Source organism: Corallococcus sp. AB018 (assembly GCF_003986945.1).
Taxonomy (GTDB): Bacteria; Myxococcota; Myxococcia; order Myxococcales; family Myxococcaceae; genus Corallococcus; species Corallococcus exiguus.
Genome location: NZ_RAWR01000089.1, coordinates 1 through 23994, shown reverse-complemented (window position 1 = coordinate 23994; position 23994 = coordinate 1). Strand labels below are relative to the sequence as shown.

Sequence of the window (23994 nt, the reverse complement as noted above, 5' to 3'; positions counted from 1 at the left end):
GCGGTCTTCCTGCGGCCCGCACCAAACATCAGTACGCACTTAGAGGCCCAAGTAACCTGGGAGGTCCTTCAGGATCGCTTCGAGCTCAGCCTTGTCTTCCGGCCAAGCCTTGACGTGGGCCTGCGCCCAGGTCAATGCGAACCGGACGAACACGCTGTAATCAACGATGACCTCCTCCTCGTAAATGGAGAACCGGACCCCGTCGAACCGTTCCTCCCACGGGTCAAGGCTTCCTGGGAACTCGCATGAGAGAATTCCTTCAAAGCCATAGCCGATTCCGTTCAGCAGGTTCCGGTAGGTATCGACGAATTCGGAAGCGTTGATGGCGTTGAAGAACGCCTGTACCGGGAAAAGGCGATCCCGATCCGATACAAGGCTCAACCTGGGCATGTCGGGTCTCTCGAGTCCGGCTCCTGCTGATACATCATACTTCAGCGCGCACTCACGGCACCCACAAGGCGCCATCCGAAAGGGGAGCATCCGAGCCGCTGGCCCCCATGCCTCCCCAGATGAAGAGGGCGTTGCCCGTCCACACGCTCACGTGTCCGGTTCGCGCGGAAGGTGCGCCTTCGGTGCGCAGCGGTGCCCACGTGTCCGTGGCCGGGTCGTAGGCCGCGCCGTCCGAGCAGACGCCGCCGCCGGAGCCGCAGGTCGGCGAGGTGCCACCCCAGATGACCATCTTCGAACCGGTCCACACCGCGGTGTGCCCGATGCGCGGCGAGGGCGCGCCCTTGGTGGAGATGGCTGACCACACCCGGTACACCGGATCGAACGCGGCGCCCTTGTCGCAGTAGATCGGCGGATCCTGCTGGGGGTCGTCGCCACAGCCGGTCCCGCCCCAGATGATCATGCTCGACCCGGTCCACACCGCCGTGTGAGACCAGCGGGCCTTGGGGCTCCCTTCTTCGGGTGGCATCGCCAGCCAGCCGTCCCCGTGAGGGCCGTACATCGAGCCGTCCGCCATGGCCACGTCGAAGAGGCTGCCACCGTTTCCGCCCCAGACGTACATCACGCCGTCGATCCACACCGCGGAGTGCGCATAGCGGTTCGGAGGGGCTTTGACGAAGTTCATGGTCGTCCAGAGGTCTTCCTTCGCGTGGTAGATGGCCCCATCCCTGAACACACGCGGCGCTCGGGCATCCTTGCCGCCCCACACCAGCATCTGCGTGCCGGTCCAGAGGGCTGTGTGTCCCCAGCGCGGAGCGGGCGCGTAATCGGACTTGATGGGGGGGCTCCAGGCGTCGCTCGCGGGGTCATAGGTCGCGCCGTCGCCACAGGGAACATCGGGGCCACCGCAGCCAAGCCCGCCCCAGACCATCATCCGCTCGCCGGTCCACACCGCCGTATGCAGCGAGCGTGCGGAGAGCGCGCCCTGGGTCGACATGGGCGTCCACGTCTTCGCCGCCACATTGAAGCGGGCCCCGTCGCCGCAGAATCCGTCAGCGGTGCAGCCGCCCCGTCCGCCCCAGAGCAGGACGTTCTGGCCATCAAAGACACTCGCCACCTGGCTCCGCGCGGCAAGAGGCCCGCCCGAGGGGAGGGGCGTCCAGGTGCCTTGCTCCTGCTGAGGCTGTTCCTGCTCGTCCGGGTCGGTCTGCTCCTTCTCACTGGAGCATCCGACGAGGGCCAGGACGAGCAGTCCTGGAATCAGGCGCATTCGGAGCGGCTTCACTGCGTCATGCTTCGACTGCGGCACGGGGGCTTTCTCCTGTGACGGGGGCATCGCAGTCTGCCTCACTCTCGGTGAAAGCCAACGCTGAGCTGGCTTCGCGCCATCACCGAGGCGAGCAACCTTCGGGCGGCAATGTTGTTCGCATTGCCTGACGGTCTGGAACGACATCCTCGATGAAAGTGTAATAGCCCTTGCCCTGGAAGGTGACGTACTCGTTTTCGCCGACACGGGACTCGATCCAGTTGTAGAGATCCTCGAAACGAAGACCCGAGACGTCCGCGCGCAGGTATCCTTTGTCCGCGAACTCCGCGGACTCTGGGACCGGCGGGGCCCATGATGGGGCCCAGGGAATCGGATACTCAACGCCTTCGCGTATTGGGACGAAACTCACGCGGATGCTTTCAGGCTCGTAGGGGACGGCGTTCTCCGCCTTGAGTCTGATAATCTCGTCATAGACTGACAGGAATTCAGGAGGAGTCTTTGCCCTGACGTTCGCTGCGTGTGCCGAATCAAGGGGCCCCTCCACCGCCACCGCTTGAAGAACTCCCCGCTCATTTTGCCACCGGATGACCTTGCCGGGAGTGCAGACGATGTGGGCGGGGTTGGAATAGCCCTTCAAGGACTCAAGCGCCTTGAGCCGCTGCTTGAGGCCGGCTTGCTGTTCCTGTGTCAGGAGGATGCGATAGAAGCGCGGCTGCGACTCCCAACCTGCCCGCTGTTTGAAGATGACCTCCCCTGATGCATGGATGGCGATGTCAGGAGTCTGGTCGAACAAGCTGTACTTCGTGGACCAGAGGCTCGCGGGCCAGGAGGAGAGGAGCGGGGCCTCTTGCATGTCCGCAGGGGATGCCATGGCGCCATGCCCGGTGGACGCGCATCCGGCGCCCATCAGCGCGAGGAGCAGCCAGCACAAAGCTTTTCGTGTCAGGGCAGGTCGAACGGTGCTCATGGTTGGACTCCTGTTGCAGGGGGCGCTTCGGTACAGATGGCATTGAATCTGTTGTCGTCCGTCAGGAGTTCCAGATCCGGTGGCACTCCCGGTCGCTCCACCCAGGAATACTCAACGCGGAACCTCTTGACCGAGCCATGAGACCAGAGAAGTCCCCGTGTGCCCGCGTTGAGCCGCCCCGCGGGATCGCCCGAGCAGTGGCCATGGGGTTGGGAAACGAGCCAGGTCAGGTCGCGGTCGGAGCGCAGCCGTACCGGGACAGGGCTCCCCCAGTAGACGCGTTCGAGGGCATGAAGAACGCCCCAGGTGAGCACCGAACCCAGCACCACACCGCCGCAGAGCGCCACCCAGCTTGAACGTTTCACCGGACTCCCGAAGGCAAAGGGCACGCCCATCCTAACGTCTCCCGGGGTCGGGGCATTGTCATCGAGCACGACCAGGGCCACGAGTTGCTGGGCATGGACCTGTCGCAGGAAGAGCTCGAATGGGCCGGGATGGCGTTGCGGCGTGCCCTGGCAACCCGTTCTCAGGTGGCATCGGGTCATGCGGCTTTAATGACAGCACGTGACGAAACTCAGCGCTGGTTGGGGCACAGGCGCCGTTTGCGTGGGTGTGGCGTTCACAGACCTGCATCAGGATTGCAGAGGCAGACGGGATGCGGACAGTGAGCGGGCAACTTCGGCTCCGGCTTCCCTGCACACAACTCGGCGCATACATCGGCGAGCCGGAGACAGGAGGGAGACTGCCGGTCACGGCAGCCTGACGCAGTGCCGATCACGAGAGTCGCCAGCGCGCGCCAGAGTCTCAGTCGCACTCCATGGCTCCATTCCCGTCTGGCACGCCCATGCCCGATTGCTGGTCCAATCCTCACGATTCGTTTGGACAAGCCCCGATCCAGAAAGTTCCCGGAGGATTCGGACGGATTCCGTGCAGTCTTCGAGCGTCACCCGATAAACAGCGCGTCGCCCGCGATTCGGACGACGCGCTGAGGGACTCACTCAGTTCCTGCTCGCGGGATCCTTGCCGCCCAGGTACGTCCGGACGACCGGAATCTGGCTGAGGGTCGTCGGGTCCCCGCCCTTGGAGGCGTCACGGTCGAGCGGGTTGGCGCCCAGGACGACGAAGTCCGCCACCTTGCCCGGCTCGATGCTGCCCACCCAGCTGTCAATCTCATGCTGGCGCGCCGGCTCGATGGTGACCGCGCGCAGGGCCTCCTCGACGGTCGTCGCATGCTGGGGCCCGAGCACATAGGTCTTCTGGAAGTCCGGATAGGCCCACGTGCGCCGCGTGACCGCCTGCTCGACGAACCAGAGCGGCCGCGCCGGCGTCACCATGGAGTCGCTGTGGAAGGAGTATGGGATGCCATTGCGGCGGTTGAAGTCCACCGGGTCGATGTCGATGTCCTTGTGCGCTCCATTCTTCTGGAGCATCTGCGCCAGGGCATCACCCCAGTACGCCACGTGGCCGATGAGGTGCGTCACCCGCAGGTCCATCGCCGGCACCTTCTGCTGCCCGGAGACATGGGTGCCCTTGCGCAGCTCCCCAATCGCCTGGGAGACGGACTCCTGGCCCACGGTGTTGTGGATGAGCAGCATCCGGTGCGTGTTGGCCTGCTCCAACTGGAGCTGGGAGAACGCGTCGACGGCCCACTGGTTCGCCTGATTGCCATTGGCATGCAGCTGGAACCGCCAGGCCGAATCAGGCCAGAGCGGGCGCATGGCGTCCGCGAGCTCCTTCGCGCTCTTGAAGTCGCCCTGACCCTCCTTCGCGTCCGGACAGTGTCCGTTCGAGCTGTAGGCATACGGCTTTCCGAGCAGCGCGGTGCAGCCCTGCGTCGAACCGTCCACCCAGAGCTTGATGGCACCGGCGCCCAGCCACTTGGGCAGCGCGCAGTCATTGGTCGGGCTCGGGGTGCACGAGGGCCCGGTTGGCTTGAGTGCCGGCTTGGCGACGGTCCCGTCCGGGTTCATGACTGGCCCCGCGGCGTCGTAGGTCACGACGCCCGTGACCCGCAGCGGGAAGGTCGGGTTCATGGCGAGGAGCTTGATCAGCTCGACCTGCGACCGGCTGGACAGCCCGCCATCCGCGATGGTCGTGAGCCCGGCTTCACGCAGGGCCTGGATGGCCTTCTGGAGGTCCTGGAGGCTGCCCTTAGGGATGCTCGCTTCCATCAGCATTCCCTGCTGTGTCGCCCCCAGGAAAGGCGCGAAGGCGGCGGCCTCCTCTAGCAACCCGGTGTACTGGCCATCGCTGCCGACGACCCACCGCCCTCCGCCGTCCGCCACCGAACCCGGAGGGGTGCAGGGTTTCTGTCCCTTGCAGACGACCTCGAACGCCTTCTCGTTCACATAGGCGAGGTGGCCCGACTGGTCGAGGATGAGGACCGGCCGGTCCTTGCTCACACACGCATCGAGGTAGAGCTTCGGCTGCTGCATGAAGTTGATGGTCGACTTCACGCCACACTTGCCGGCGATGAATTGCTGCCGCGACGGATCCAGGTTCATCCCGAGGACGAACATCTTGGCCGTCTCCGGAGTGGTGGGCTCGAGGGTCATGGAACTCAGCGCGCTGAGCAGGTCCTCGTGCTTCTTGCACTCCTCGGGCGTGGACAGGTTGTAGGGAGGCGGAAGGCAGGGCGCCAGGTTGTGGGTGCCCAGCACGCTCTGGATGAGCGTCGGCAAGATGTGCAGGTGGGGATCGATGAACCCGGGCAGGAGGACCTGTCCCGCCTCCAGCTCGACGCGCTTGGAGCCCACGCCAAGCCCCGCGCTCAGGTCCTTCTCGGTCCCGACCTTCAAGATGCGGCCCTTGCCGTCCACTGTGACGGCTTCGGCAATCGTCCCGTTGTCATCCAGCGTGATGATCTTGCCGACGAAGAGGGTCGTGTCGTCGACCTCGGGCCCGGGGAGGACGGGGCGGTTCGTCGCGCACGACGTCAGCATCGCGAATGCTCCAAGCATCGCGAGGGAGTGTTTTTGCATGTGAACTCCTGTTGAAGGGAGCCCGCAGTCTACGAAGTCCCACTTTGTCGTTAAAGTTGTAATTCGTGATTTTCTTGACGCGTCAGGTTTGTGTTTGACGTGTCAATGCGAGTCTTTGATGAGCCCTCCCCGTAGGGCCACCGTGCGTCCACTGGGCCCAGGCTCACCTCCACACGGGTTGAAGCGGGCTTCCCCCTGCGCTACACCGCTCCGCAGTCGCTAGGGGCGCCTCCGGAAGGGGGCTGAGATGGACGCGTGTCCGCGTCCGATCCCTTTGAACCTGAACCGGTTAGCACCGGCGGAGGGAAGCGGTGTGGGCGCGCCATGCTCCCGTTCCGTCTCCGTCCGTTCTCACGAGGAGCCGTCCGATGAGTGGAGCGTCCAAGAGCCTGAAGGTCGATGGGAAGGTGCTGGAGGGGATCAGCCGTGGCCCGCTTCCCGCCTCGCGCAAGGTCTACGTGCCCGGGTCCCTGCACCCCGACCTCCGCGTCCCCCTGCGCGAAATCGCCCAGACACCCACGCGTCACCACGGCCACGCCGGCCCGGAGACCGCCAACCCCCCCGTCCACGTCTACGACTCCAGCGGCCCCTACACCGACCCTTCCGCCGACATCGACCTGCGCCGGGGCCTTCCTGCCGTCCGTGAGAACTGGATCCGCGCCCGCAGCGACACGGACGAACTGGACGGCATCACGTCGGAATACGGCCGCGCCCGCGAAACCGACCCGCGCCTCAACGGCCTGCGCTTCAGCCACATCCGCAAGCCCCGCGTCGCCAAGGCCGGCGCCAACGTCAGCCAGATGCACTACGCCCGCAAGGGCATCATCACGCCGGAGATGGAATACGTCGCCGTGCGCGAGAACCAGAAGCTCGACGCTTCACTCGCTGCCCAGCACCCCGGCCACTCCTGGGGCGCCTCGATTCCGCGCGTGATTACGCCGGAGTTCGTGCGCGATGAGATCGCCCGGGGCCGCGCCATCATCCCCGCGAACATCAACCACCCGGAACTGGAGCCGATGATCATTGGCCGCAACTTCCTGGTGAAGATCAACGCCAACATCGGCAACTCCGCCGTCACGTCCTCCATCGAGGAGGAGGTGGAGAAGATGGTCTGGTCCATCCGCTGGGGCGCGGACACCGTCATGGACCTGTCCACCGGCCGCAACATCCACGAGACGCGCGAGTGGATCCTCCGCAACGCGCCCGTGCCCATCGGCACCGTGCCCATCTACCAGGCGCTGGAGAAGGTGAACGGCAAGGCCGAGGAGCTCACCTGGGCCATCTTCCGCGACACGCTCATCGAACAGGCCGAGCAGGGCGTGGACTACTTCACCATCCACGCAGGCGTGCGCCTCCAGTACGTGCCGCTCACCGCGAAGCGCCTCACCGGCATCGTCAGCCGCGGCGGCTCCATCCTCGCCAAGTGGTGCCTGGCCCACCACCAGGAGAACTTCCTCTACACGCACTTCGAGGAGATCTGCGAGATCATGAAGGCGTACGACGTCAGCTTCAGCCTGGGTGACGGCCTGCGCCCCGGCTCCATCGCGGACGCCAACGACGCCGCGCAGTTCGGCGAGCTGGAGACGCTGGGCGAGCTGACCAAGGTGGCCTGGAAGCACGACGTGCAGGTGATGATCGAAGGCCCCGGCCACGTCCCCATGCACCTCATCCAGGAGAACATGACGAAGCAGCTCGCCGTGTGCCACGAGGCGCCGTTCTACACGCTGGGGCCCCTCACCACGGACATCGCGCCCGGTTACGATCACTTCACCAGCGGCATTGGCGCGGCGATGATCGGTTGGTTCGGCACGGCGATGCTCTGCTACGTGACGCCCAAGGAGCACCTGGGCCTGCCCGACCGTGACGACGTGAAGGAGGGCGTCATCACGTACAAGATCGCCGCCCACGCCGCGGACCTGGCCAAGGGCCACCCGGGCGCGCAGGCTCGCGACAACGCCCTGTCCAAGGCGCGCTTCGAGTTCCGCTGGGAGGATCAGTTCAACCTGTCCCTGGACCCCGAGCGCGCCCGCGCCTTCCACGACGAGACGCTCCCCGCCGAAGGCGCCAAGGTCGCGCACTTCTGCTCCATGTGCGGCCCGCACTTCTGCTCCATGAAGATCACCCAGGACGTGCGCGACTACGCGGACAAGGTCGGCGTCAACGAGACCCAGGCCCTGGAGCAGGGGCTGAAGGACAAGAGCGAGGAATTCAAGAAGGCGGGCCACGAGCTGTACCGCTGAAGGCCGCCGGTGGGCGGGGGCCCGCAGGCTCGGCCCCTGTCCGCTGGATGACAGGCACCGACACGGCATGTCATGGTGCGCTCATCCGGGCGCACCCGTCGCGCCCCACTCAGTTTGGGAGGGCGTCTCATGGAGCCAGGTCAGCGCGAGGATCAGCAGTTCGGCACGTTCATCACCGGCTCGCCGACGGCGACCCAGGATGAGAAGACGATGGGGATGTTGGCCCATCTGGGCTCCATCGCCGGCCTCATCGTGGGCGCGGGCTTCCTGGGCTGGGCGGTGCCGCTGTTCCTGATGCTGGCCAAGGGCAAGGAGTCGTCCTTCATCCGCGCGCACGCGGTGGAGTCGCTCAACTTCCAGATCACCACGACCATCGGCATGGCCATCTCCGGCATCCTGGTGTGCGCGCTGGGCCTGGGCGTCGTCACGGGCGCCATCGTCTTCCTGGCGTCGCTGGTGTTCAGCGTCATCGCCGGCCTGAAGGCCAACGACGGCGAGCTGTACCGCTACCCCGTGAACATCCGGCTGGTGAAGTAGCCCTCAGCCGCCAATGCCCATCATGGGCAGGAGCGTGGCGCCGTTTCCGGCTTCCGTGAAGCGGTGCCCCTCCGGCTTCTCACCCAGCGCGCGGCGCACGGCCACGGCCAGCTCCTCGTCCGTCGCGCCGCCCCGGATGAGCTGATGCAGCGGCGCCTGCGCCCGGCCGCCCAGACAGCTGCGCAGGTCGCCGTTGGACGCCACCCGCACCCGGTTGCAGCCGCCGCAGAAGTTCTGCGTCAGCGGGGAGATGAACCCCACGCGCCCGCTGTCCGTGCTCCAGTAGCGCGCCGGCCCGGACGTGGGTGATGCGGCGCTCTCCGGGGGCTCCTCGGTGAGGACGCGGCCTGAAGCCGCCATGCGCTCCAGCAGCTCCGCCGTGGGCACCGGTGTGCCCTGACCAAAGGGCATCAATTCGATGAAGCGCGGGGTGATGCCGCGCGCGTGCGCGTACGTCACCAGCTCCGGCACCTCCGCGTCGTTGATGCCGCGCATCACCACGACGTTGAGCTTCAACGACTGGTAGCCCGAGCCCGCCGCCGCGTCGATGCCGCGCAGCACCGCCTCGAAGTCGCCCTGCTTGGAGATGCGCCGGAACACCTCCGCGGACAGCGTGTCCAGGCTCAGGTTGAGCTGGGTGACGCCCGCGTCGCGCAGCGGCCCGGCCAGCGACTCCAGGCGGCTCGCGTTGGTGGTGATGGCCAGGTGCTCCACGCCGGGCACCGCGGCGATGCGCTTCGCGATGTCGAGGATGTCCGGCCGGGCGAGCGGCTCGCCCCCTGTCAGGCGCACGCGGCGGATGCCCATGCGCGCGAACACGGAGACGATGCGCTCGAACTCTCCCGCGTCGAGCAGGTCCTTCTTCCCGCCCCACGACGCGGGCGAGCAGTAGGTGCAGCGGAAGTTGCAGCGGTCCGTGACGCTCAGCCGCAGGTACGTCATGCGCCGCCCCTGCGCGTCACACAGCGGGGGGGCGAGCGGATTGGAAGCGGGCAGGGGGGCGGTCATCGCGGGGCCTTCCGCCTTCATGGATAGCAACCCCCGCGCGGAAAGGCACCGCTTCCCGCGGTCCGCTTCAGCCTTCGGTCCCTGAGGCTGAACGGATGACGGCGGGCGGCGCGCCAATGGGCGTGGCGGTGCTGCCCACCGGCGGGGAGTCGGGCTCGTCGTCCAGGTCGGTGAGCCGCGCCAGCTCGGCCTCGGACTCGGCGGCGTCCGCGGCGGCCTGCATCGGGTTGAGCTTCTTCTCCGCCATCTCCTTCTTGATGCGGATGAGGCCCTCCTCGCCGATGTCCAGGAACGCCTTCACGACGTCCGGGTCGAACTGCGTGTTGGCGCAGCGCTTGATCTCCTGGATGGCGTTCGCGAACGTCGTGCCCTTGCGGTACGGCCGGTCGCTCGTCATCGCGTCCAGCGTGTCCGCCACCGCGAAGATGCGCGCGCCGATGTGGATCTCATTGCGCTGGAGGTTGCGGGGGTAGCCCGCGCCGTCGAAGCGCTCCTGGTGCGACAGGACGATGTCCGCCGGCGTGGAGAGGAAGGGGATGTTCTGGATCATCTGGAAGCCGATCTCCGGATGACGCCGCATCTCCAACCACTCGTCGGGGGTGAGCTTGCCGGGCTTGAGCAGCACCGCGTCCGGCACGCCGATCTTCCCGATGTCGTGCAAGAGCGCGCCGCGGCCGATCTCCTCCATCTCCTTGCCGTGGATGCCCATGCGGGTGGCGATGGCGGAGGTGTAGCTGACCACGCGCTGGGAGTGGTCGCTCGTCTCGTGCTCGCGCGCGTCCAGGGCCGCCACCAATGCCAGCAGCGTGTTCTGGTACGTGTTCGCGATGTTGTGCAGCGCGCTGCGCAGCTCGGCGGTGCGGTCGCGCACCTTGCCCTCGAGCTTCTTCTGGTAGCGCTTGCGCGCCATCTCGATGCGGCGCTTGGCGAGCGCGCGTTCGATGGCGCGGATGAGGTCCGTGAGCTTGGGTGGCTTGAGCAGGTAGTCCACCGCGCCCCGGCGTAGACAATCCACGGCGGACTCGGTGTCGCCGTAGCCGGTGAGCATGATGACGGACGTGTCCGGCAGCCGCTCGCGCAGGTTCTCCAGCAGCCACAACCCGTCGCGCCCCGGCATCTTCATGTCGCTGATGACGAGCGGCGTCTCTTCTTCGCCTGCGACGTCGAGCGCCATCTCGGCGCCATTGGCCACGACGCAGTTGTAGCCCTCCTCACGGAGGAGCACGGAGATGACGTCGCGGACGGAATCATCGTCGTCGACGATCAGGATTCTGGGGGGTGCGGGGGGGATGGCTTCCACGGCCGAAGATTCTAGAGGTTTCCAGGGATTAAAGGCGAACGAGTGCGAGAAATCATCACCCCCTCGCCTCCCTGCCATCCAGGGTGGGGTGCGAGCCCTGGTTCCGAACTGAACGTCTCCGGTCCTTGAGGCATTCCCCGTCTTCCGGAGTAGGGCGGGCAGGCACGCCGCGTCAACCGCGCGCCACCGTCCCCCGGTCGTAACGGAAGGGGGTGAGGTCCACCGAGGGCTTCTCTCCCAGCACGGCCTGGGCGACGAGCTTCGCGGTGATGGGGGCGAGCAGGATGCCGTTGCGGAAGTGGCCGGTGGCGAGGAACAGGCCGGGCGAGGGGCCTTCTCCAATGTACGGCAGCGCGTCCTGGGTCCAGGGGCGGAAGCCGGCCCAGGTCTCCGTGATGGGCGCGCTGGCCAGGTCCGGGCACAGCTGCAGCGCCATGTCGAGGATGCGCGCCAGCCCCGCCGCGGTCACCTGCTTGTCGAAGCCCACGTGCTCCATGGTGCTCCCGGCGATGATCCGCCCGTCCGCGCGCGGCACCAGGTAGCCCTTCGCGGACGTCACCACCCGCTCCAGCAGGGGCAGCCGCGTCTGCAACTGCACCATCTGTCCGCGCGCCGGGCGCACCGCCTGGGCCGACACGCCCGCACCCTGGACCAGGGACGACCACGAGCCCGCCGCCAGCACCACGGCGTCCGCGCGGAGCACCTCGCCGTCCAGGTCCACGCCCACCGCGCGGCCGTGCTCGTGCACCACGCCGCGCACGTAGCCGCTCTTGAACACCGCGCCCACGCGCGCGGCGGCCATGGTGAGCGCGCGCACGAGGAGCCGGTTGTCGACCTGGTGATCATCCGGGAAGTGCGCGGCGCCCACGGCGGCGGTGGACAGGCGCGGCTCCAGCTCGCGCGCGACCTTGCCGTCGAGCAGCTCGGCGCGCAGCCCCATGCCGTGCTGCCAGCCCACGGTGGACTCCACGTGATGCAGGTCCGCTTCGTCGAACGCGACGCGAAGCAGGCCGCACGGCCGGTACGCGATGTCCACGCCGGAGAGTTCGCGCAGCTCGGCGGCGAAGCTTCCGTAGAGGGCGCGGCTTCGCAGGCACAGCTCGAAGAAGGGGCCCGGTCCTTCGGACTCCCACTGGGGCGCGAGGATGCCGCCGGCGGCGCTGGAGGCTTCGGCGCCGGGGATGGAGCGCTCCAGCACCGTCACGCGCGCACCGGCCTGACGGAGTTTGAGCGCGATGCCACAGCCCATCACACCACCGCCCACCACGAGGACGTCGGAGGTTGCCATGCGCCGCTTGTGCTCAAGCGAGCACGGGTTTGCAAGCGTCAAGACAGTCCATGACCCGGGGCGACTTGACGCTGAGGCCTCCGGTCGTTAACCCTAGGGCCGTGCGTTCCACGTCCCTGCATCATCACCATGCGCATCATCGGCCGGCCCACGACGGGACCGTTCGCCGCGCGCATGCCTGGGTGACGCACTAGAACGCACCCGCTTCCGGCAGATGCCGCAGTGATCGAAGGCCCGTCCCCCCAGGACGGGCCTTTTTTCGTTTCCGCCACCGCAGTCCCCCGAGCCCACCCATGTTGAAGATTGCCCTGCCCAACAAAGGACGTCTGTCCGAGGAAGTGCGCGAGCTGTTCAACGACGCGGGCCTGGAGGTGCGCGCCCGCGGCGAGCGGGCCCTCACCGCGTCCCTGGGCGGCGAGTTCGAAGCCATCTTCGTCCGAGCCCAGGACATCCCGGAGTTCGTCGCGGACGGCGCCGCGCAGGCGGGCGTCACCGGCTGGGACCTGGTGAACGAGGCCGGGCGCGAGCTGGAGCCGCTGATGGACCTGGAGTTCGGCCGCTGCCGGCTGGTGGTGGCCGCGCGCGACGAGAGCGGCATCTCCCGCGTGGAGGACGTGAAGGAGGGGATGCGGGTGGCCTCCTGCTTCCCCCGGCTGACGCAGGCCTTCTTCCAGCAGCGAGGGCAGAAGGTGACGGTGGTGCCGGTGAGCGGCGCGGCGGAGATCGCTCCGCACCTGGGCATCGCGGACATCGTGGTGGACCTCACGTCCACGGGGTCCACGTTGAAGATGAACGGCCTGAAGGAAGTGGCCACCGTGCTGGAGTCGAGCGCCCGGCTGGTGGCGTGTCCGCGCAACGGCTCGGAGGCGCGGCGCGCGCTGGAGGAACTGACGCAGGGGCTGGGGTCGGTGCTGGCGGCGCGCGGGCGGCGCTACCTGATGGCCAACGTCCCGAAGACGTCCCTGGAGCAGGTGCGCGAGGTGCTGCCCGGCCTCAACGGCCCCACGGTGGTGGACGTGATGAACGGGGGCCACTTCGTCGCGGTGCACGCGGTGGTCTCGTCGCGGAACCTCTACCGCACGGTGAATGCGCTGAAGGCGCTGGGCGGGCAGGGCATCCTCGTCACGCGCATCGAGAGGTTGATGGCATGAGCGCCTCCATCCTCAAGTACCAGGGGGCCTTGTCCTCGCTGGAGCCCGACGCGCGGCGGAGGTTGCTGGCGCGCACGGGAGCGTCGGATGCGCTGGTGGCCTCACGCGTCCAGGCGCTGATTGCCCGCGTTCGCACGGAAGGCGATCGGGCCCTCTTCGACTTCGCTCGGGAGTTCGACCGCGTGGAGTTGGCGGCCCTGGAGGTTCCGCGTGAACGGTGGAACGCGGCGTTGGAGTCGATTCCCTCCGACGTGCGCGAGGCGTTGACCCGCGCGGCGCGCAACATCGCCCGGGCGCATGCGGCGCAGAGGCCCCAGGCCATCGAGGTGGAGACGGAGCCCGGGGTCATCGTGGGGCGCCGGCCGGATCCGCTGCGCCGCGTCGGTGTGTACGCCCCCGGTGGCCGGGCGGTGTACCCCAGCAGCGTGCTCATGGGGGTGGTCCCCGCGAAGGTCGCGGGCGTGGGCGAGATCATCGTCTGCTCTCCGCCGGGGCCGGACGGCCTTCCAAGTGCGGGAGTGCTCGCGGCGGCGGCGCTCGCGGGCGCGGATCGGGTGTTCGCATTGGGAGGTGCGGGCGCGGTGGCCGCGCTGGCCTACGGAACCCAGAGCGTTCCCCGCGTGGACCGCATCGTTGGGCCGGGCAACGCGTACGTGGCGGCCGCGAAGCTCCAGGTGGTGGACGCCGTCGCCATCGACGCGCCCGCGGGCCCGAGCGAAATCCTGGTGGTCGCCGACTCGAGCGCCCGTCCGGACGCGGTGGCGCGTGAGTTGTTGGCCCAGACGGAGCACGACCCCGAGGCCTGCTGCGTGGCGCTGGTGGTGGGCGCTCCGCTGGCGCAGGCGGTGCGGGACGCGGTGGAGCAGCAGGCCCGCGTCGCCCGGCGCGGTGACATCGTCCTGTCGGCGCTGGGGAGCAGGGGCGCGGTGCTGCGCATCGACTCGCTGGAGGAGGCGTGGCCCTTCGTCGCGGAGTTCGCTCCGGAGCACCTGCTGCTCGCGACGGCGACGCCCACGGAGGACCTGGCGCGGGTTCGCAACGCGGGCACGGTGTTCGTGGGACAGCGCGCGTCGGTGGCCTTCGGTGACTACCTCACCGGTGCGAACCACGTGCTGCCCACGGCGGGACTGGCTCGGGCGTACTCGGGACTGAGCGTGCTGGACTTCTACCGGTGGACCACGTGGCAACGCGTGACGCCGGAAGCGGCGGCGGCGATGGCGGACGACGTGGGGATTCTGGCGGACAGCGAGGGCCTCTTCGCCCACGCGGCCGCGGCTCGGGCCTGGAGGGTGCCGTGATTCCATTTCGCGAGACGTATCGGGACATCCCTCTGTACTCCCCGGCGAAGAAGCCGTGCCGGGTGGACCTGAGTGACAACACCAACCTCTTCGGCGCACCGCCGTCCGCGGATCGCGTGCTGCGGGAGGAGGGCTTCCTTCGGCTGGCCCGCTATCCCGCCGGGTATGCGCCGGACCTGAAGCGCGCCGTGGCCACGTACGCGGGTGTCTCGGTGGAGAACGTGACGACGGGCTGCGGTTCGGACGACGTCATCGACTGCGCGCTGCGGGCCTTCCTGGAGCCCGGGGACGCAGTGGCCTTTCCGGATCCCACGTTCGTGATGGTGCCCATGTACGCCCGGTTGAGCGCGCTCAAGCCGGTGCCCGTGCCGCTGCGCGCGGATCATGATCTGGACGTGAACGGCCTGCTCGCCACGGGGGCGAAGCTCATCTACGTGTGCACGCCCAACAACCCCACTGGCACGGTGGCCTCGCGCGCGGCGGTGGAGCGGCTGGTGGATTCGGCTCCGGGTGTGGTGCTCATTGATCAGGCCTATGTGGAGTTCACACGGGGCGGGGACTTCCTCGACCTGGCTCGGACGCGGCCCAACGTGCTGGTGACGCGCACGATGTCCAAGGCGTTCGGACTCGCGGGCCTGCGGGTGGGGTGGGGCGTTGGAGCACCGTCGCTGGTGGCGGAGGTGGAGAAGGCCCGTGGGCCCTACAAGCACACGGCGCTGGGAGAGGCCGTGGCTGTCGCCGCGCTCACGGATGACGTCCCGTGGATGGAGGCCTGCGCGGCGGAGGCGGTGGAGAACCGCGAGCGGCTGCGCGGCGCCTTGAAGGCGCTGGGGTTGGAACCGCTCCCTTCGGAAGGGAACTTCCTCCTCGTCCCCATGCCGGAGGCGCGGCGGGTGGGCGAGGCGCTGCGGGAGCGCAACGTGAACGTGCGGGTGTTCGAAGGGCTCACGGGCGTGGGGGATGCGCTGCGCATCGGCTGCGGTCCCTGGCCGATGGTGGCTTCGGCGCTGAAGGCCCTGAAGGAGGTGCTGTGATGCGGGTGACCCTGTTCGACTATGGCGCCGGCAACCTGCACTCGCTGATCAAGGCGCTGGCCACCACGCCCGGCGCGGACGTGCGCGTGCAGGAGGATCCGTTGCGCGCACTTGATACCGACGTCCTGGTGCTCCCGGGAGTAGGAGCGTTCGGTTCGGCGGCGGCGAGGCTCGCTCCGGGACGCGAGGCGATGCGCAAGGCGCTGGACGCCGGTCTGCCGTGCCTGGGCATCTGCCTGGGCATGCAGCTGCTCTTCGACGAGAGCGACGAGGGGGCAGGGCAGGGACTCGGCTACTTCCCGGGTCGGGTGACGCGGCTGGCCGCGCGGCATGTTCCGCAGATTGGCTGGAACGACGTGGAGGAGGACCGGGCGCTCCAGTCCGCGCGGTTGTCCACCGTGTACTACGCGCACAGCTTTGTCTGCCGTGCCGTGGAGTCTCGCGAAGTGGTGGGCTGGACAACGCACGAGGGCGACCGGTTCCCCGCCTCCGTGCGGCGCGGGAACGTGCTGGGCGTGCAGTTCCACCCGGAGAAGTCCTCTCACGCGGGCGTGCGCTTCGTGCAGGCGTTTCTCCAGGAGGTGTCCTCATGATCGCCATCCCGGCCATCGACCTGCGGGAAGGGGCGTGCGTGCAGCTCGTGGGGGGCTCCTACGATGCGGAGCGCGTGCGCGTGGATGATCCGCTGGATGCCTTGAAGCAGTGGCTCGCGCTGGGCTTCCGCACGTTCCACGTCGTGGACCTGGACGCGGCGCTGGGCAAGGGCTCCAACGCGGATGCGGTGGCTCGTCTGGTGTCGCATGCCCCGGGCCTCACGTTCACGGTGGGCGGCGGTGTGCGTGAGGCCTCGCGCGTGGAGGCGGTGCTCGCGGGCGGGGCGTCCTCGGTCGTCGTGGGGACCCGCGCCATCGAGGACCTGGCCTGGCTCACGGAGGTCTCGGAGCGCTTCCCCGGCCGCGTGGTGGTCGCCGCGGACGTGAAGGGCCGCGAGGTCGTGACGCGCGGCTGGACGTCTGGCAGCGCTCGCGACATCCGCGACGTGCTGTCCGCGCTGGAGCCTCTGTCGCTGGGCGGGATGCTCGTCACGGCGGTGCACAAGGAGGGGCAGCTGGGTGGCGTGGACCTGCCCTTGATGGAGGAGGTGGCCCGTTCGAGCCGGCACCGGCTCTACGCCTCCGGTGGGGTGACGACGCTGGGGGACCTGCGCTCGCTGGCGAAGGTGGGCGCATACGGAGCGGTGGTGGGCATGGCGCTTTACACAGGTCGGTTGGATGCGCGCGCGGTCGCGCGGGAGTTCACGCAATGAGCACGGTCACCACGGTCGTTCGCGAAACGAAGGAGACCCAGGTCACGGTGGAGCTGGCTCGCGGAACCGGCGTGGCCCGGGTGGACACGGGCCTCAAGTTCTTCGACCACATGCTCGCCACGTTCGCGCGCTACGCGGGGCTGGACCTGACCCTGCGCGCTCGCGGCGACCTGCGCCACCACCTGATGGAGGACGTGGCCATCACCCTGGGCACCGCCGTCCAGCGCGTCATCCCCGCCACCGCCGCGCGCTACGGCGAGCGCACCCTGCCCATGGATGACGCCCTGGTGCAGGCGTGCCTGGACGCGGGCGGGCGCTTCTTCTACCGGGGCCCGTTGAAGAACCGGCTGTACGAGCACTGGATGCGCTCCTTCTGCGAGCACTCGCGCATCACGCTCCACCTGCGCGTGCTTCGCGGCAAGGACAGCCACCACCTCACCGAGGCGGCCTTCAAGGCGCTGGGGCTCGCGCTGCGCGACGCGATGGTGGACTCCGGCGTCGTCTTCAGCATGAAGGGCAGTGTCTCCCTGGAGGTGAAGTGATGCTCCGTCGACGGATCATCGTCTGCCTGGACGTGAAGGGCGGCCGCGTGGTGAAGGGCGTCCAGTTCGAAGGACTGCGCGATGTGGGCGACCCCGTGGAGTTGGCCCAACGCTATGAGGAGGCCGGCGCGGACGAGGTGACCTTCCTGGACATCTCCGCGAGCACAGAGGAGCGCCAGACGCTGTGGGACCTGGTCCAGCGCACCGCGGAGCGCCTCTTCATCCCGCTCACGGTGGGCGGAGGCGTGCGCACCGTGGACGACGTGGGCCGCGCGCTGAGGGCCGGCGCGGACAAGGTGAGCATCAACTCCGCGGCCGTGGCCACGCCGGAGCTGCTCACCGGCTGCGCGGAGCGCTTCGGCGCCCAGTGCGTGGTGGCCAGCATCGACGCGAAGCGCGAGGGAGACCGCTACCGCGTCTATACACACGGCGGCCGGCGGCCCACGGACCTGGACGCCGTGGCCTGGGCGAAGGAGTGCGTCCGGCGCGGCGCGGGCGAGGTGCTGCTCACCAGCATCGACCGGGACGGGGCGCGCACGGGCTATGACCTGGACCTGACCCGCGCGGTGGCGGAGGCCGTGGACGTGCCCGTCATCGCCTCCGGAGGCGCGGGCCGCGCGGAGCACGTGCGCGATGCCCTGACCCTGGGCGCCGCGGACGCGGCGCTCGTCGCCGGTATCCTTCACGACGGCCTCACCACGGTGGGCGCCTTGAAGTCCCTGTTGAACGACAACGGCATCGCCATCCGGAGCACGACATGAACGCGGACCCGCGAGATTTGATGGAGGCCGCCGCCGACGTGGCGCGCAAGGCCGGTGACGTGGCGCTGGACTTCTTCCGGCGCGGCATCGCCGTGGACACCAAGAGCGACGGCACGCCCGTCACGGTGGCGGACCGCACCGCCGAGTGGACCGCCCGCGAATGGTTGGAGGCGCGCTTCCCCGAGGACGGCATCCTGGGCGAGGAGTTCGGCGAGTCCCGGCCGGGCGCGAAGCGCCGGTGGATATTGGATCCCATCGACGGCACGAAGACGTTCATCCGGGGCGTGCCGCTGTGGGGCACGCTGGTCGCGGTAGCCGAAGGGGAGACCATCCTCGCGGGCGCGGCCTACTTCCCGGCCGTGAACGAGCTGGTCGTCGCGTCCCCGGGCCTGGGCTGCTTCTGGAACGGATCCGCGGCGCACGTGTCGGAGCAGGACTCGCTGGCGCAGGCCGTGGTGCTCGTCACCGATGAGCGCTTCCTCCAGAACCCCGCGAAGGGCGCGGCCTGGAAGGAGCTGTCCCGGCAGGCGTCCCTCTCCCGCACATGGGGCGACTGCTACGGCTACCTCCTCGTCGCCACCGGCCGCGCGGAGGTCATGGTGGACGAAGGCCTGTCGCCCTGGGACGCGGCGGCCCTGCAGCCCATCATCGAGGAGGCCGGCGGCGTCTTCACCGACTGGAAGGGCACGCGCACGGCGTTCGGCGGTGACGGCATCGCCACCAACGCGGCGCTGTCGAAGCGCGTGCGCGAGGTGCTGCGCTCGGGAGTCCAGCCATGACGTTGGAGCTCTCCCGGTTGAACTTCGACAAGGGCCAGGGGCTGGTGACGGTGGTGACGCAGGACGCGAGCACCGGCGACGTGCTGATGGTGGCGCACGCCGACCGCGAGGCGCTGGAGCGCACGCTCGCAACGGGCGAGATGCACTACCGCTCCCGCACGCGCGGCCTCTGGCACAAGGGCGCCACCAGCGGGAACACCCAGAAGGTCGTCTCCCTCACCGCGGACTGCGACGGAGACGCGGTGCTCGCTCGCGTGCGCAAGGCCGGCCCCGCCTGCCACACCGGCGAGGAGACCTGCTTCGGCGAGGGCCGCTGGGACGCGCTCGCGCACCTGGACGCGACGCTCTCCGCTCGCGCGGCCGGTCCCCAGCCCGAAGGCGCGAAGCCCAGCTACACGCGGCGCCTGCTGGAGGACCGGAACCTGCGCCTGAAGAAAGTGGGGGAAGAGGCCGCGGAGCTCGTCACCGCCTGCGCGGACGCGGACACGCACCGGGCCGCGGAAGAGGCCGCCGACGTGCTCTTCCACGCGCTCGTCGCGGTGCGTGCCCTGGGCGTCACGCTGGACGACGTGAAGGCCGTCCTCGCCGCCCGCGCGCGTCCGAAACGGCCCTGAACTCCCTGGATACCCCGGCGTGTCGGTTGCGACCCAGGCGGAGTTGTCCAGCTGCACTGCATCCTCACAGCGTGACTGGCACACAGGCGCCCCAAAGGTGCATGCGTGTGTCCGCTACTCTTCAACCGCCTCTGTGATCCTGGTACAGATTCCGGCCTGCGACACGGGCCGTGCCCGACGAAGCGGCCCCGTCGTCATCAGCGTTCGCATCCCGGAGGCTTCGTGTCTGCCACGTACCAATCCGAACTCATCGACCGCGTCCTCTTCTCGCGCTGGCACAACCCGCCGACGAAGGACGACGTCCAGGCCATCATGGCGCAGATGGAGGACGCGACGCAGCGACTGGGGCAGAACGTGCTCTACATCGCGTCCATCAGCCCCAAGGCGAAGGTTCCCGACGCGACCGAGCGCGCGCACCTGAACCAGATGGTCGCCGAGGGCCGCCGCTACTGTGAGCAGTCCTGGCTCGTCTACGAGGGCACGGACCTGCAGCACAACCTGCAGCGAGTCATCATCTCGGGCGTGCTCATCCTCACGCGCACGTTCGACAACTACCTGTCGGTCGCCAAGTCGGCGGACGCCATCGTCAAGGACGTGTCCACCGCGCTGAAGAAGGACGCGTCCTCCATCTTCCGTCAGGCGCGCGACCGCGGCCTCATCGCCTGACGCACCACGCGGGCGACGTCGGAGCCCCTCCGACGCCGCGTGCGTGATGGCGCCCGTGCCTACCGGGCGCCGATGATCTCCAGCTCCTTCAGCTCCACCCCCGGCCGCTCCGGAAGGACGCTCACCGCGTCCACGTCGAGCAGGGGGACCCCGGGCTTGCAGATCTCCCACCTGCCCGTGCCGTGGAAGCGGCAGACGGTGGGATCCACGAAGAAGCCCTTCCCCCCCGGCTCCGCGTGCCCCACGCCGTCCGGCGCGCGGACGTGTGCCCGCAGGGAGCCCGGCCCCGTGGCCCGCACCTGGAAGGACGCCACGTACTTCAGCGACGGGGCGTACCCCAGCCGCAGCGCGCCGTCAGCCCCCGTGCCCGCGTCCGCCATGGGCAGCTTCATGGGCAGCTTCACTCCGGACAGCTCGTCCCGGTCGAACGCGCGGAACGCATCCCCAGGCCCCGTCGGCTGATCCGGCTCGATGGGCTTCGTCTCCACCGTGCCCGCCGTGTTCAGCGTCGCCAGCATGGGCGCCCGCCGGGCCTGCTGCACCGCCGCAGCGTTCAGGAGCGCCGGGGGCAACTGCCCCGTCTTCACACACGTGGGCGCCAGGGCCTCCGTGAGCGCCAGCAGCTGCGGTTCCACCTCCGCCCCCGTCATGGCCGCGGGGCCCACGGCCTGGCGCGCGAGCTCCTGGCAGGCCGCGCCCAGGGCGGGCCCCGCGTGCTCCAGGCTCCAGCTTGCCTCCTGGAGGGGCGGGTTCCCCCGGCGCGCGGCCTCCCGCAACGCCTGCGTCACCGCCTGGCCGCAGGGATTGTCAGCGGGCGCACATCGCTCGCAGAGGGTGGCGAGCAGCTCACGGGGCAGGCCGTCCTTCGTCGTCAGCGGCGCTCGGGAGGCCAGGGCAGGGCCCCGGGCGCAGGCGGCGGCGGGAGGGGTGGGGCAGTCGCCCAGCTGCCGGTGCGCGTCGCTCCAGGCCGTGCCCGCGTCCCCTCCGGTGCCCCCGTCGCTCTGCTGGAGGAGGTCCCCCAGGACGGCGTCCAGGCCCCGGCACGCGGCGGGGCCCAGGTCGGGCGGGGTGATCTTCACCGGCTGCTTCGTGCCCGGCGCCTTCCCGGGGGCCGGAGCGGGCGGGGCTTGATGCGACACGTAATAGAGGCGCGCGAACGCCAGCAGCGCTACTAGCATCAAGAGAAGCGTGTGGAGCGGGAAGCGACGCACGAGCAAACTCCTTGATTCCGACCGGGACCGGGGGTTATCAGCGCCCGCGAGTTCCATCCGCAAAAATGACCGGAGGCGTGTGTGGCTGAGACTTTCGACGTGGTGATCATCGGCTCGGGTCCTGGCGGCTATGTGGGCGCCATCCGCGCGGCCCAGCTCGGGCTGAAGACGGCCATCATCGAAAAGGACAAGCGCCTGGGTGGCACGTGTCTGCACCGCGGCTGCATCCCCACCAAGTCGCTGCTGTGGACGGCGTCGCTCTTCCACCACATCAAGGAGTCGTCCGACTTCGGCATCGATGTGGCGAACCCGACCGTCAACTGGGCCAACGCCCAGAAGCACAAGGACAAGGTCGTCACGAAGGGTGCCAACGGCATCGACTTCCTGATGAAGAAGAACAAGATCACCGTGGTGAAGGGCCACGGCCGCATTGCCGGCAAGGGCAAGGTGGAGGTCACGGCGGAGGACGGCTCCAAGCAGACCCTGGAGACCAAGAACATCATCATCGCCACGGGCTCCGTGCCCAAGTCCCTGCCCAACGTGGCGGTGGACCACAAGCGGGTGATGAACAGTGACTCCATCCTGACCATCGACCGCATCCCCAAGAGCATCATCGTCCTGGGCGCCGGCGCGGTGGGCTGCGAGTTCGCCTCCGTGTTCAACCACGTGGGCAGCCAGACGGCCATCGTGGAGTACATGCCCGCGCTGCTCCCCATCGAGGACGCGGACATCTCCAAGGAACTGGAGAAGGTCTTCAAGAAGCGCAAGATCGACGTTCACACGGGCGCGAAGGTGGAGAAGGTGGAGCACACCGCCGACGGCGTGCGCGTCACCATGTCCGTGGGCAGCGAGACGAAGACGCTGGAGGCCGAAATCCTCCTGTCCGCGGTGGGCCGCTCGCCCGTCACGGAGGACGTGGGCCTCAACAAGACGGCCGTCCAGGTGGACCGCGGCTTCATCAAGGTCGACACGCTGTGCCGCACCAGCGAGCCCAACGTCTACGCCATTGGCGACGTCATCCCCACGCCGATGCTGGCGCACATGGCCAGCGCCGAGTGCGTGATGGTGGTGGAGCACATCGCCGGGAAGAACCCCGCGCCCATCAACTACGACCTCACGCCGTCCGCCACGTACTGCTACCCGGAGGTCGCGTCCGTGGGCCTCACGGAGAAGAAGGCCAAGGAGCGCGGCTACGACGTGAAGGTGGGCAACGCCCCCTTCGCCGCCGTGACCAAGTCGGCCATCTCCAACGAGTCGGTCGGCCTCATCAAGATCGTCTCCGACAAGAAGTACGACGAGGTGCTGGGCATCCACATCATCGGGCCGCACGCCACGGAGCTGCTCGCCGAGGCCTGCGTCGCGATGAAGCTGGAGATCACCACCGAGGAGCTGGCCCACACCATCCACGCGCACCCGACGCTCTCCGAGATCATGCACGAGGGCGCCGAGGCCACGCTGGGTCACCCGCTGCACTTCTAGCGGGGACGGCGGCCCGGCCCCTTCCGGCCGGGCCCGCCGTAGAGCGCCAGCAGTGAGGCCGCCAGCGCGGCCAGCCGTTGGCGCAGCGGTTCCGGGGCGAGCACCTCCACGCCCGCCCCGATTTCGCACAGCTGGGAGACCGCGATGGACTCCCGCTCGAAATCCAGCGTCACCTTCCGCTTCCCACCGCGTGCCGCGGGCGCCTTGTCGATGCGCTCACCGTCGGCCGGGGGACGCATCCTCCGCAGCGCTGCTTCCCCCTCCTGCGTGCAGGAGAGCGTGACGTCGTAGCGGGGGCGCTCGGTGGCGAACTTCGCGCACCAGTCCTTCCAGAACACAGGCAGGTCGAAGCCCTGCGGGCGGGTGAAGCCCTGCGGGCGCAGCCGCACGTCGCCAATGCGTCCGCCCCGGAAGACGCGCGGGCCCTTGTCCGTGCCCGCGACGAGGTACCAGCGGTCCGCTTTGATCACGAGCCCGTAGGGGTCCACCGTCCGCCGGGAGCGGGCGCCGTCGAAGTCCTGGTAGCTCAGCGACACGCGGCGGTCCTGCCAGGCGGCGTCGCGCAGCTTGCCCAGGTGCGGCAGGGGCTCGCGGCCGGTGAACCAGCCGGAGGCGTCCACGTGGAGCCGCTGGCGCGCGTGCTCCAGCGCGGGCTGCTGGAGGGCGGGGAGGGCCGCGGCCAGCTTCACCAGTCCCGTGCGCAGCGGTCCGGACAGGCCCAGGTCGTCCAGGGCTCCAGGAGCGCCCACCGTGGCCAGGGCCTGGAGCTCCGGGCGGGTGAGGCCGGTGAGCTGCGTGCGCCAGCCCTCCATCAGCGCCACGCCGCCGGTGGCGCCTCGGGTGGCGTAGACGGGGACGCCCGCGGTGGAGAGGGCGTCCAGGTCCCGGTGCACGGTGCGGCTGGAGACCTGGAGCTCGCGCGCCAGCTCGCCCACGGTGCTGCGGGGCCGGGACTGGAGGCGCATCAACAGGTGGACGAGGCGATCCGCGCGCATGGGCCCTCTGGGTTTCGGGAGAGGTGCAGCCTGGGCTGGGAATCATGACAGGGGTTGTCAGGATTGGGGATGCATGGTGGCGCTTGAAAGGGGAGCACTGACATGAAGCCACTCGAAGGACAGGTGGCCCTGGTCGCTGGAGCGACGCGGGGCGCGGGCCGGGGAATCGCGACGATGCTGGGG

General features: G+C 68.9%; 22 protein-coding genes and 1 riboswitch. Of the genes, 13 read left to right on the top strand and 9 right to left on the bottom strand.

The features are described 5' to 3' along the window. Positions 1-39: 39 nt before the first annotated feature. The 4 genes from cdiI to D7Y11_RS20070 all read right to left on the bottom strand — a co-directional run bounded on the left by cdiI (position 40) and on the right by D7Y11_RS20070 (position 5602). Positions 40-390: a ribonuclease toxin immunity protein CdiI gene (cdiI, locus tag D7Y11_RS20085; protein WP_120596691.1), complete on the bottom strand. Its 351-nt coding sequence runs from the start codon at positions 388-390 to the stop codon at positions 40-42. A gap of 52 nt (positions 391-442) precedes the next feature. Then, a complete protein-coding gene (locus tag D7Y11_RS20080) occupies positions 443-1657 on the bottom strand; it encodes a hypothetical protein (protein WP_126934504.1) in 1215 nt (404 codons plus the stop codon). Positions 1658-1775: 118 nt separating this feature from the next. Continuing rightward, positions 1776-2621 carry a hypothetical protein gene (locus tag D7Y11_RS20075; protein ID WP_126934503.1) on the bottom strand — a complete coding sequence of 282 codons (846 nt, stop codon included), beginning with the start codon at positions 2619-2621 and terminating at the stop codon, positions 1776-1778. Positions 2622-3619: 998 nt separating this feature from the next. Further along, positions 3620-5602 carry an amidohydrolase gene (locus D7Y11_RS20070; RefSeq protein ID WP_121753688.1) on the bottom strand — a complete coding sequence of 661 codons (1983 nt, stop codon included), beginning with the start codon at positions 5600-5602 and terminating at the stop codon, positions 3620-3622. 211 nt (positions 5603-5813) lie between these two features. Next, positions 5814-5926, top strand: a riboswitch (TPP riboswitch). A gap of 44 nt (positions 5927-5970) precedes the next feature. On the opposite strand from D7Y11_RS20070, the gene thiC reads away from it, so the two are divergent. Beyond that, the gene (gene thiC, locus D7Y11_RS20065; protein ID WP_121753689.1) at positions 5971-7842 is read left to right on the top strand and encodes a phosphomethylpyrimidine synthase ThiC; all 1872 of its coding nucleotides are present in this window, start codon (positions 5971-5973) and stop codon (positions 7840-7842) included. A gap of 129 nt (positions 7843-7971) precedes the next feature. Further along, on the top strand, positions 7972-8379 hold the full coding sequence (locus D7Y11_RS20060; RefSeq protein WP_120575787.1) for a DUF4870 domain-containing protein: 408 nt from the start codon (positions 7972-7974) through the stop codon (positions 8377-8379). A 3-nt stretch (positions 8380-8382) separates the two neighbouring features. Here D7Y11_RS20060 and moaA read toward each other — a convergent pair whose 3' ends face one another. The 3 genes from moaA to thiO all read right to left on the bottom strand — a co-directional run bounded on the left by moaA (position 8383) and on the right by thiO (position 11975). Continuing rightward, positions 8383-9387: a GTP 3',8-cyclase MoaA gene (moaA, locus tag D7Y11_RS20055; RefSeq protein ID WP_121753700.1), complete on the bottom strand. Its 1005-nt coding sequence runs from the start codon at positions 9385-9387 to the stop codon at positions 8383-8385. A 67-nt stretch (positions 9388-9454) separates the two neighbouring features. After that, complete coding sequence (locus D7Y11_RS20050) at positions 9455-10687, bottom strand: HD-GYP domain-containing protein (RefSeq protein ID WP_120575788.1); 1233 nt, start codon at positions 10685-10687, stop codon at positions 9455-9457. Between the two features lie 172 nt (positions 10688-10859). Next, positions 10860-11975, bottom strand: coding sequence for a glycine oxidase ThiO (gene thiO, locus D7Y11_RS20045; protein WP_121753690.1), 1116 nt, complete (start codon positions 11973-11975; stop codon positions 10860-10862). A 293-nt stretch (positions 11976-12268) separates the two neighbouring features. Here thiO and hisG point away from each other — a divergent pair, with 293 nt between their 5' ends. From hisG to D7Y11_RS19995, 10 genes are all read left to right on the top strand, one after another. Beyond that, positions 12269-13126: an ATP phosphoribosyltransferase gene (hisG, locus tag D7Y11_RS20040; RefSeq protein ID WP_121753691.1), complete on the top strand. Its 858-nt coding sequence runs from the start codon at positions 12269-12271 to the stop codon at positions 13124-13126. Beyond that, positions 13123-14424, top strand: a complete 1302-nt coding sequence (gene hisD / locus D7Y11_RS20035; protein WP_121753692.1) for a histidinol dehydrogenase — start codon at positions 13123-13125, stop codon at positions 14422-14424. The genes hisG and hisD overlap by 4 nt, the downstream gene beginning before the upstream one ends. Next, positions 14421-15458: a histidinol-phosphate transaminase gene (locus D7Y11_RS20030; RefSeq protein WP_121753693.1), complete on the top strand. Its 1038-nt coding sequence runs from the start codon at positions 14421-14423 to the stop codon at positions 15456-15458. Before hisD ends, D7Y11_RS20030 begins: the two co-directional genes overlap by 4 nt. After that, positions 15458-16051 (top strand): imidazole glycerol phosphate synthase subunit HisH, encoded by a 594-nt coding sequence (gene hisH / locus D7Y11_RS20025; RefSeq protein WP_121753694.1) that lies wholly within the window; start codon positions 15458-15460, stop codon positions 16049-16051. Before D7Y11_RS20030 ends, hisH begins: the two co-directional genes overlap by 1 nt. Then, a complete protein-coding gene (locus tag D7Y11_RS20020; RefSeq protein ID WP_121753695.1) occupies positions 16048-16764 on the top strand; it encodes a HisA/HisF-related TIM barrel protein in 717 nt (238 codons plus the stop codon). The genes hisH and D7Y11_RS20020 overlap by 4 nt, the downstream gene beginning before the upstream one ends. Beyond that, positions 16761-17306 carry an imidazoleglycerol-phosphate dehydratase gene (locus D7Y11_RS20015; protein ID WP_120581099.1) on the top strand — a complete coding sequence of 182 codons (546 nt, stop codon included), beginning with the start codon at positions 16761-16763 and terminating at the stop codon, positions 17304-17306. Before D7Y11_RS20020 ends, D7Y11_RS20015 begins: the two co-directional genes overlap by 4 nt. Continuing rightward, a complete protein-coding gene (gene hisF / locus D7Y11_RS20010) occupies positions 17306-18067 on the top strand; it encodes an imidazole glycerol phosphate synthase subunit HisF (protein ID WP_120581100.1) in 762 nt (253 codons plus the stop codon). The genes D7Y11_RS20015 and hisF overlap by 1 nt, the downstream gene beginning before the upstream one ends. Then, positions 18064-18846, top strand: a complete 783-nt coding sequence (hisN, locus tag D7Y11_RS20005) for a histidinol-phosphatase (protein ID WP_121753696.1) — start codon at positions 18064-18066, stop codon at positions 18844-18846. Before hisF ends, hisN begins: the two co-directional genes overlap by 4 nt. Continuing rightward, a complete protein-coding gene (hisIE, locus tag D7Y11_RS20000) occupies positions 18843-19460 on the top strand; it encodes a bifunctional phosphoribosyl-AMP cyclohydrolase/phosphoribosyl-ATP diphosphatase HisIE (protein ID WP_121753697.1) in 618 nt (205 codons plus the stop codon). Before hisN ends, hisIE begins: the two co-directional genes overlap by 4 nt. 222 nt (positions 19461-19682) lie before the next feature. Next, the gene (locus D7Y11_RS19995) at positions 19683-20126 is read left to right on the top strand and encodes a DofB protein (protein WP_120562860.1); all 444 of its coding nucleotides are present in this window, start codon (positions 19683-19685) and stop codon (positions 20124-20126) included. Positions 20127-20185: 59 nt separating this feature from the next. Here the strand turns inward: D7Y11_RS19995 and D7Y11_RS19990 are convergent, their stop codons facing one another. Further along, positions 20186-21304 (bottom strand): hypothetical protein, encoded by a 1119-nt coding sequence (locus D7Y11_RS19990; RefSeq protein ID WP_233607340.1) that lies wholly within the window; start codon positions 21302-21304, stop codon positions 20186-20188. 114 nt (positions 21305-21418) lie between these two features. Between D7Y11_RS19990 and lpdA the strand changes: the two genes are divergently transcribed. After that, complete coding sequence (gene lpdA, locus D7Y11_RS19985) at positions 21419-22816, top strand: dihydrolipoyl dehydrogenase (protein ID WP_120581104.1); 1398 nt, start codon at positions 21419-21421, stop codon at positions 22814-22816. Here the strand turns inward: lpdA and D7Y11_RS19980 are convergent. Beyond that, a complete protein-coding gene (locus D7Y11_RS19980) occupies positions 22813-23811 on the bottom strand; it encodes a YafY family protein (RefSeq protein ID WP_120581105.1) in 999 nt (332 codons plus the stop codon). The two genes, lpdA and D7Y11_RS19980, sit on opposite strands and share 4 nt — an antisense overlap. Positions 23812-23994: the final 183 nt, after the last annotated feature.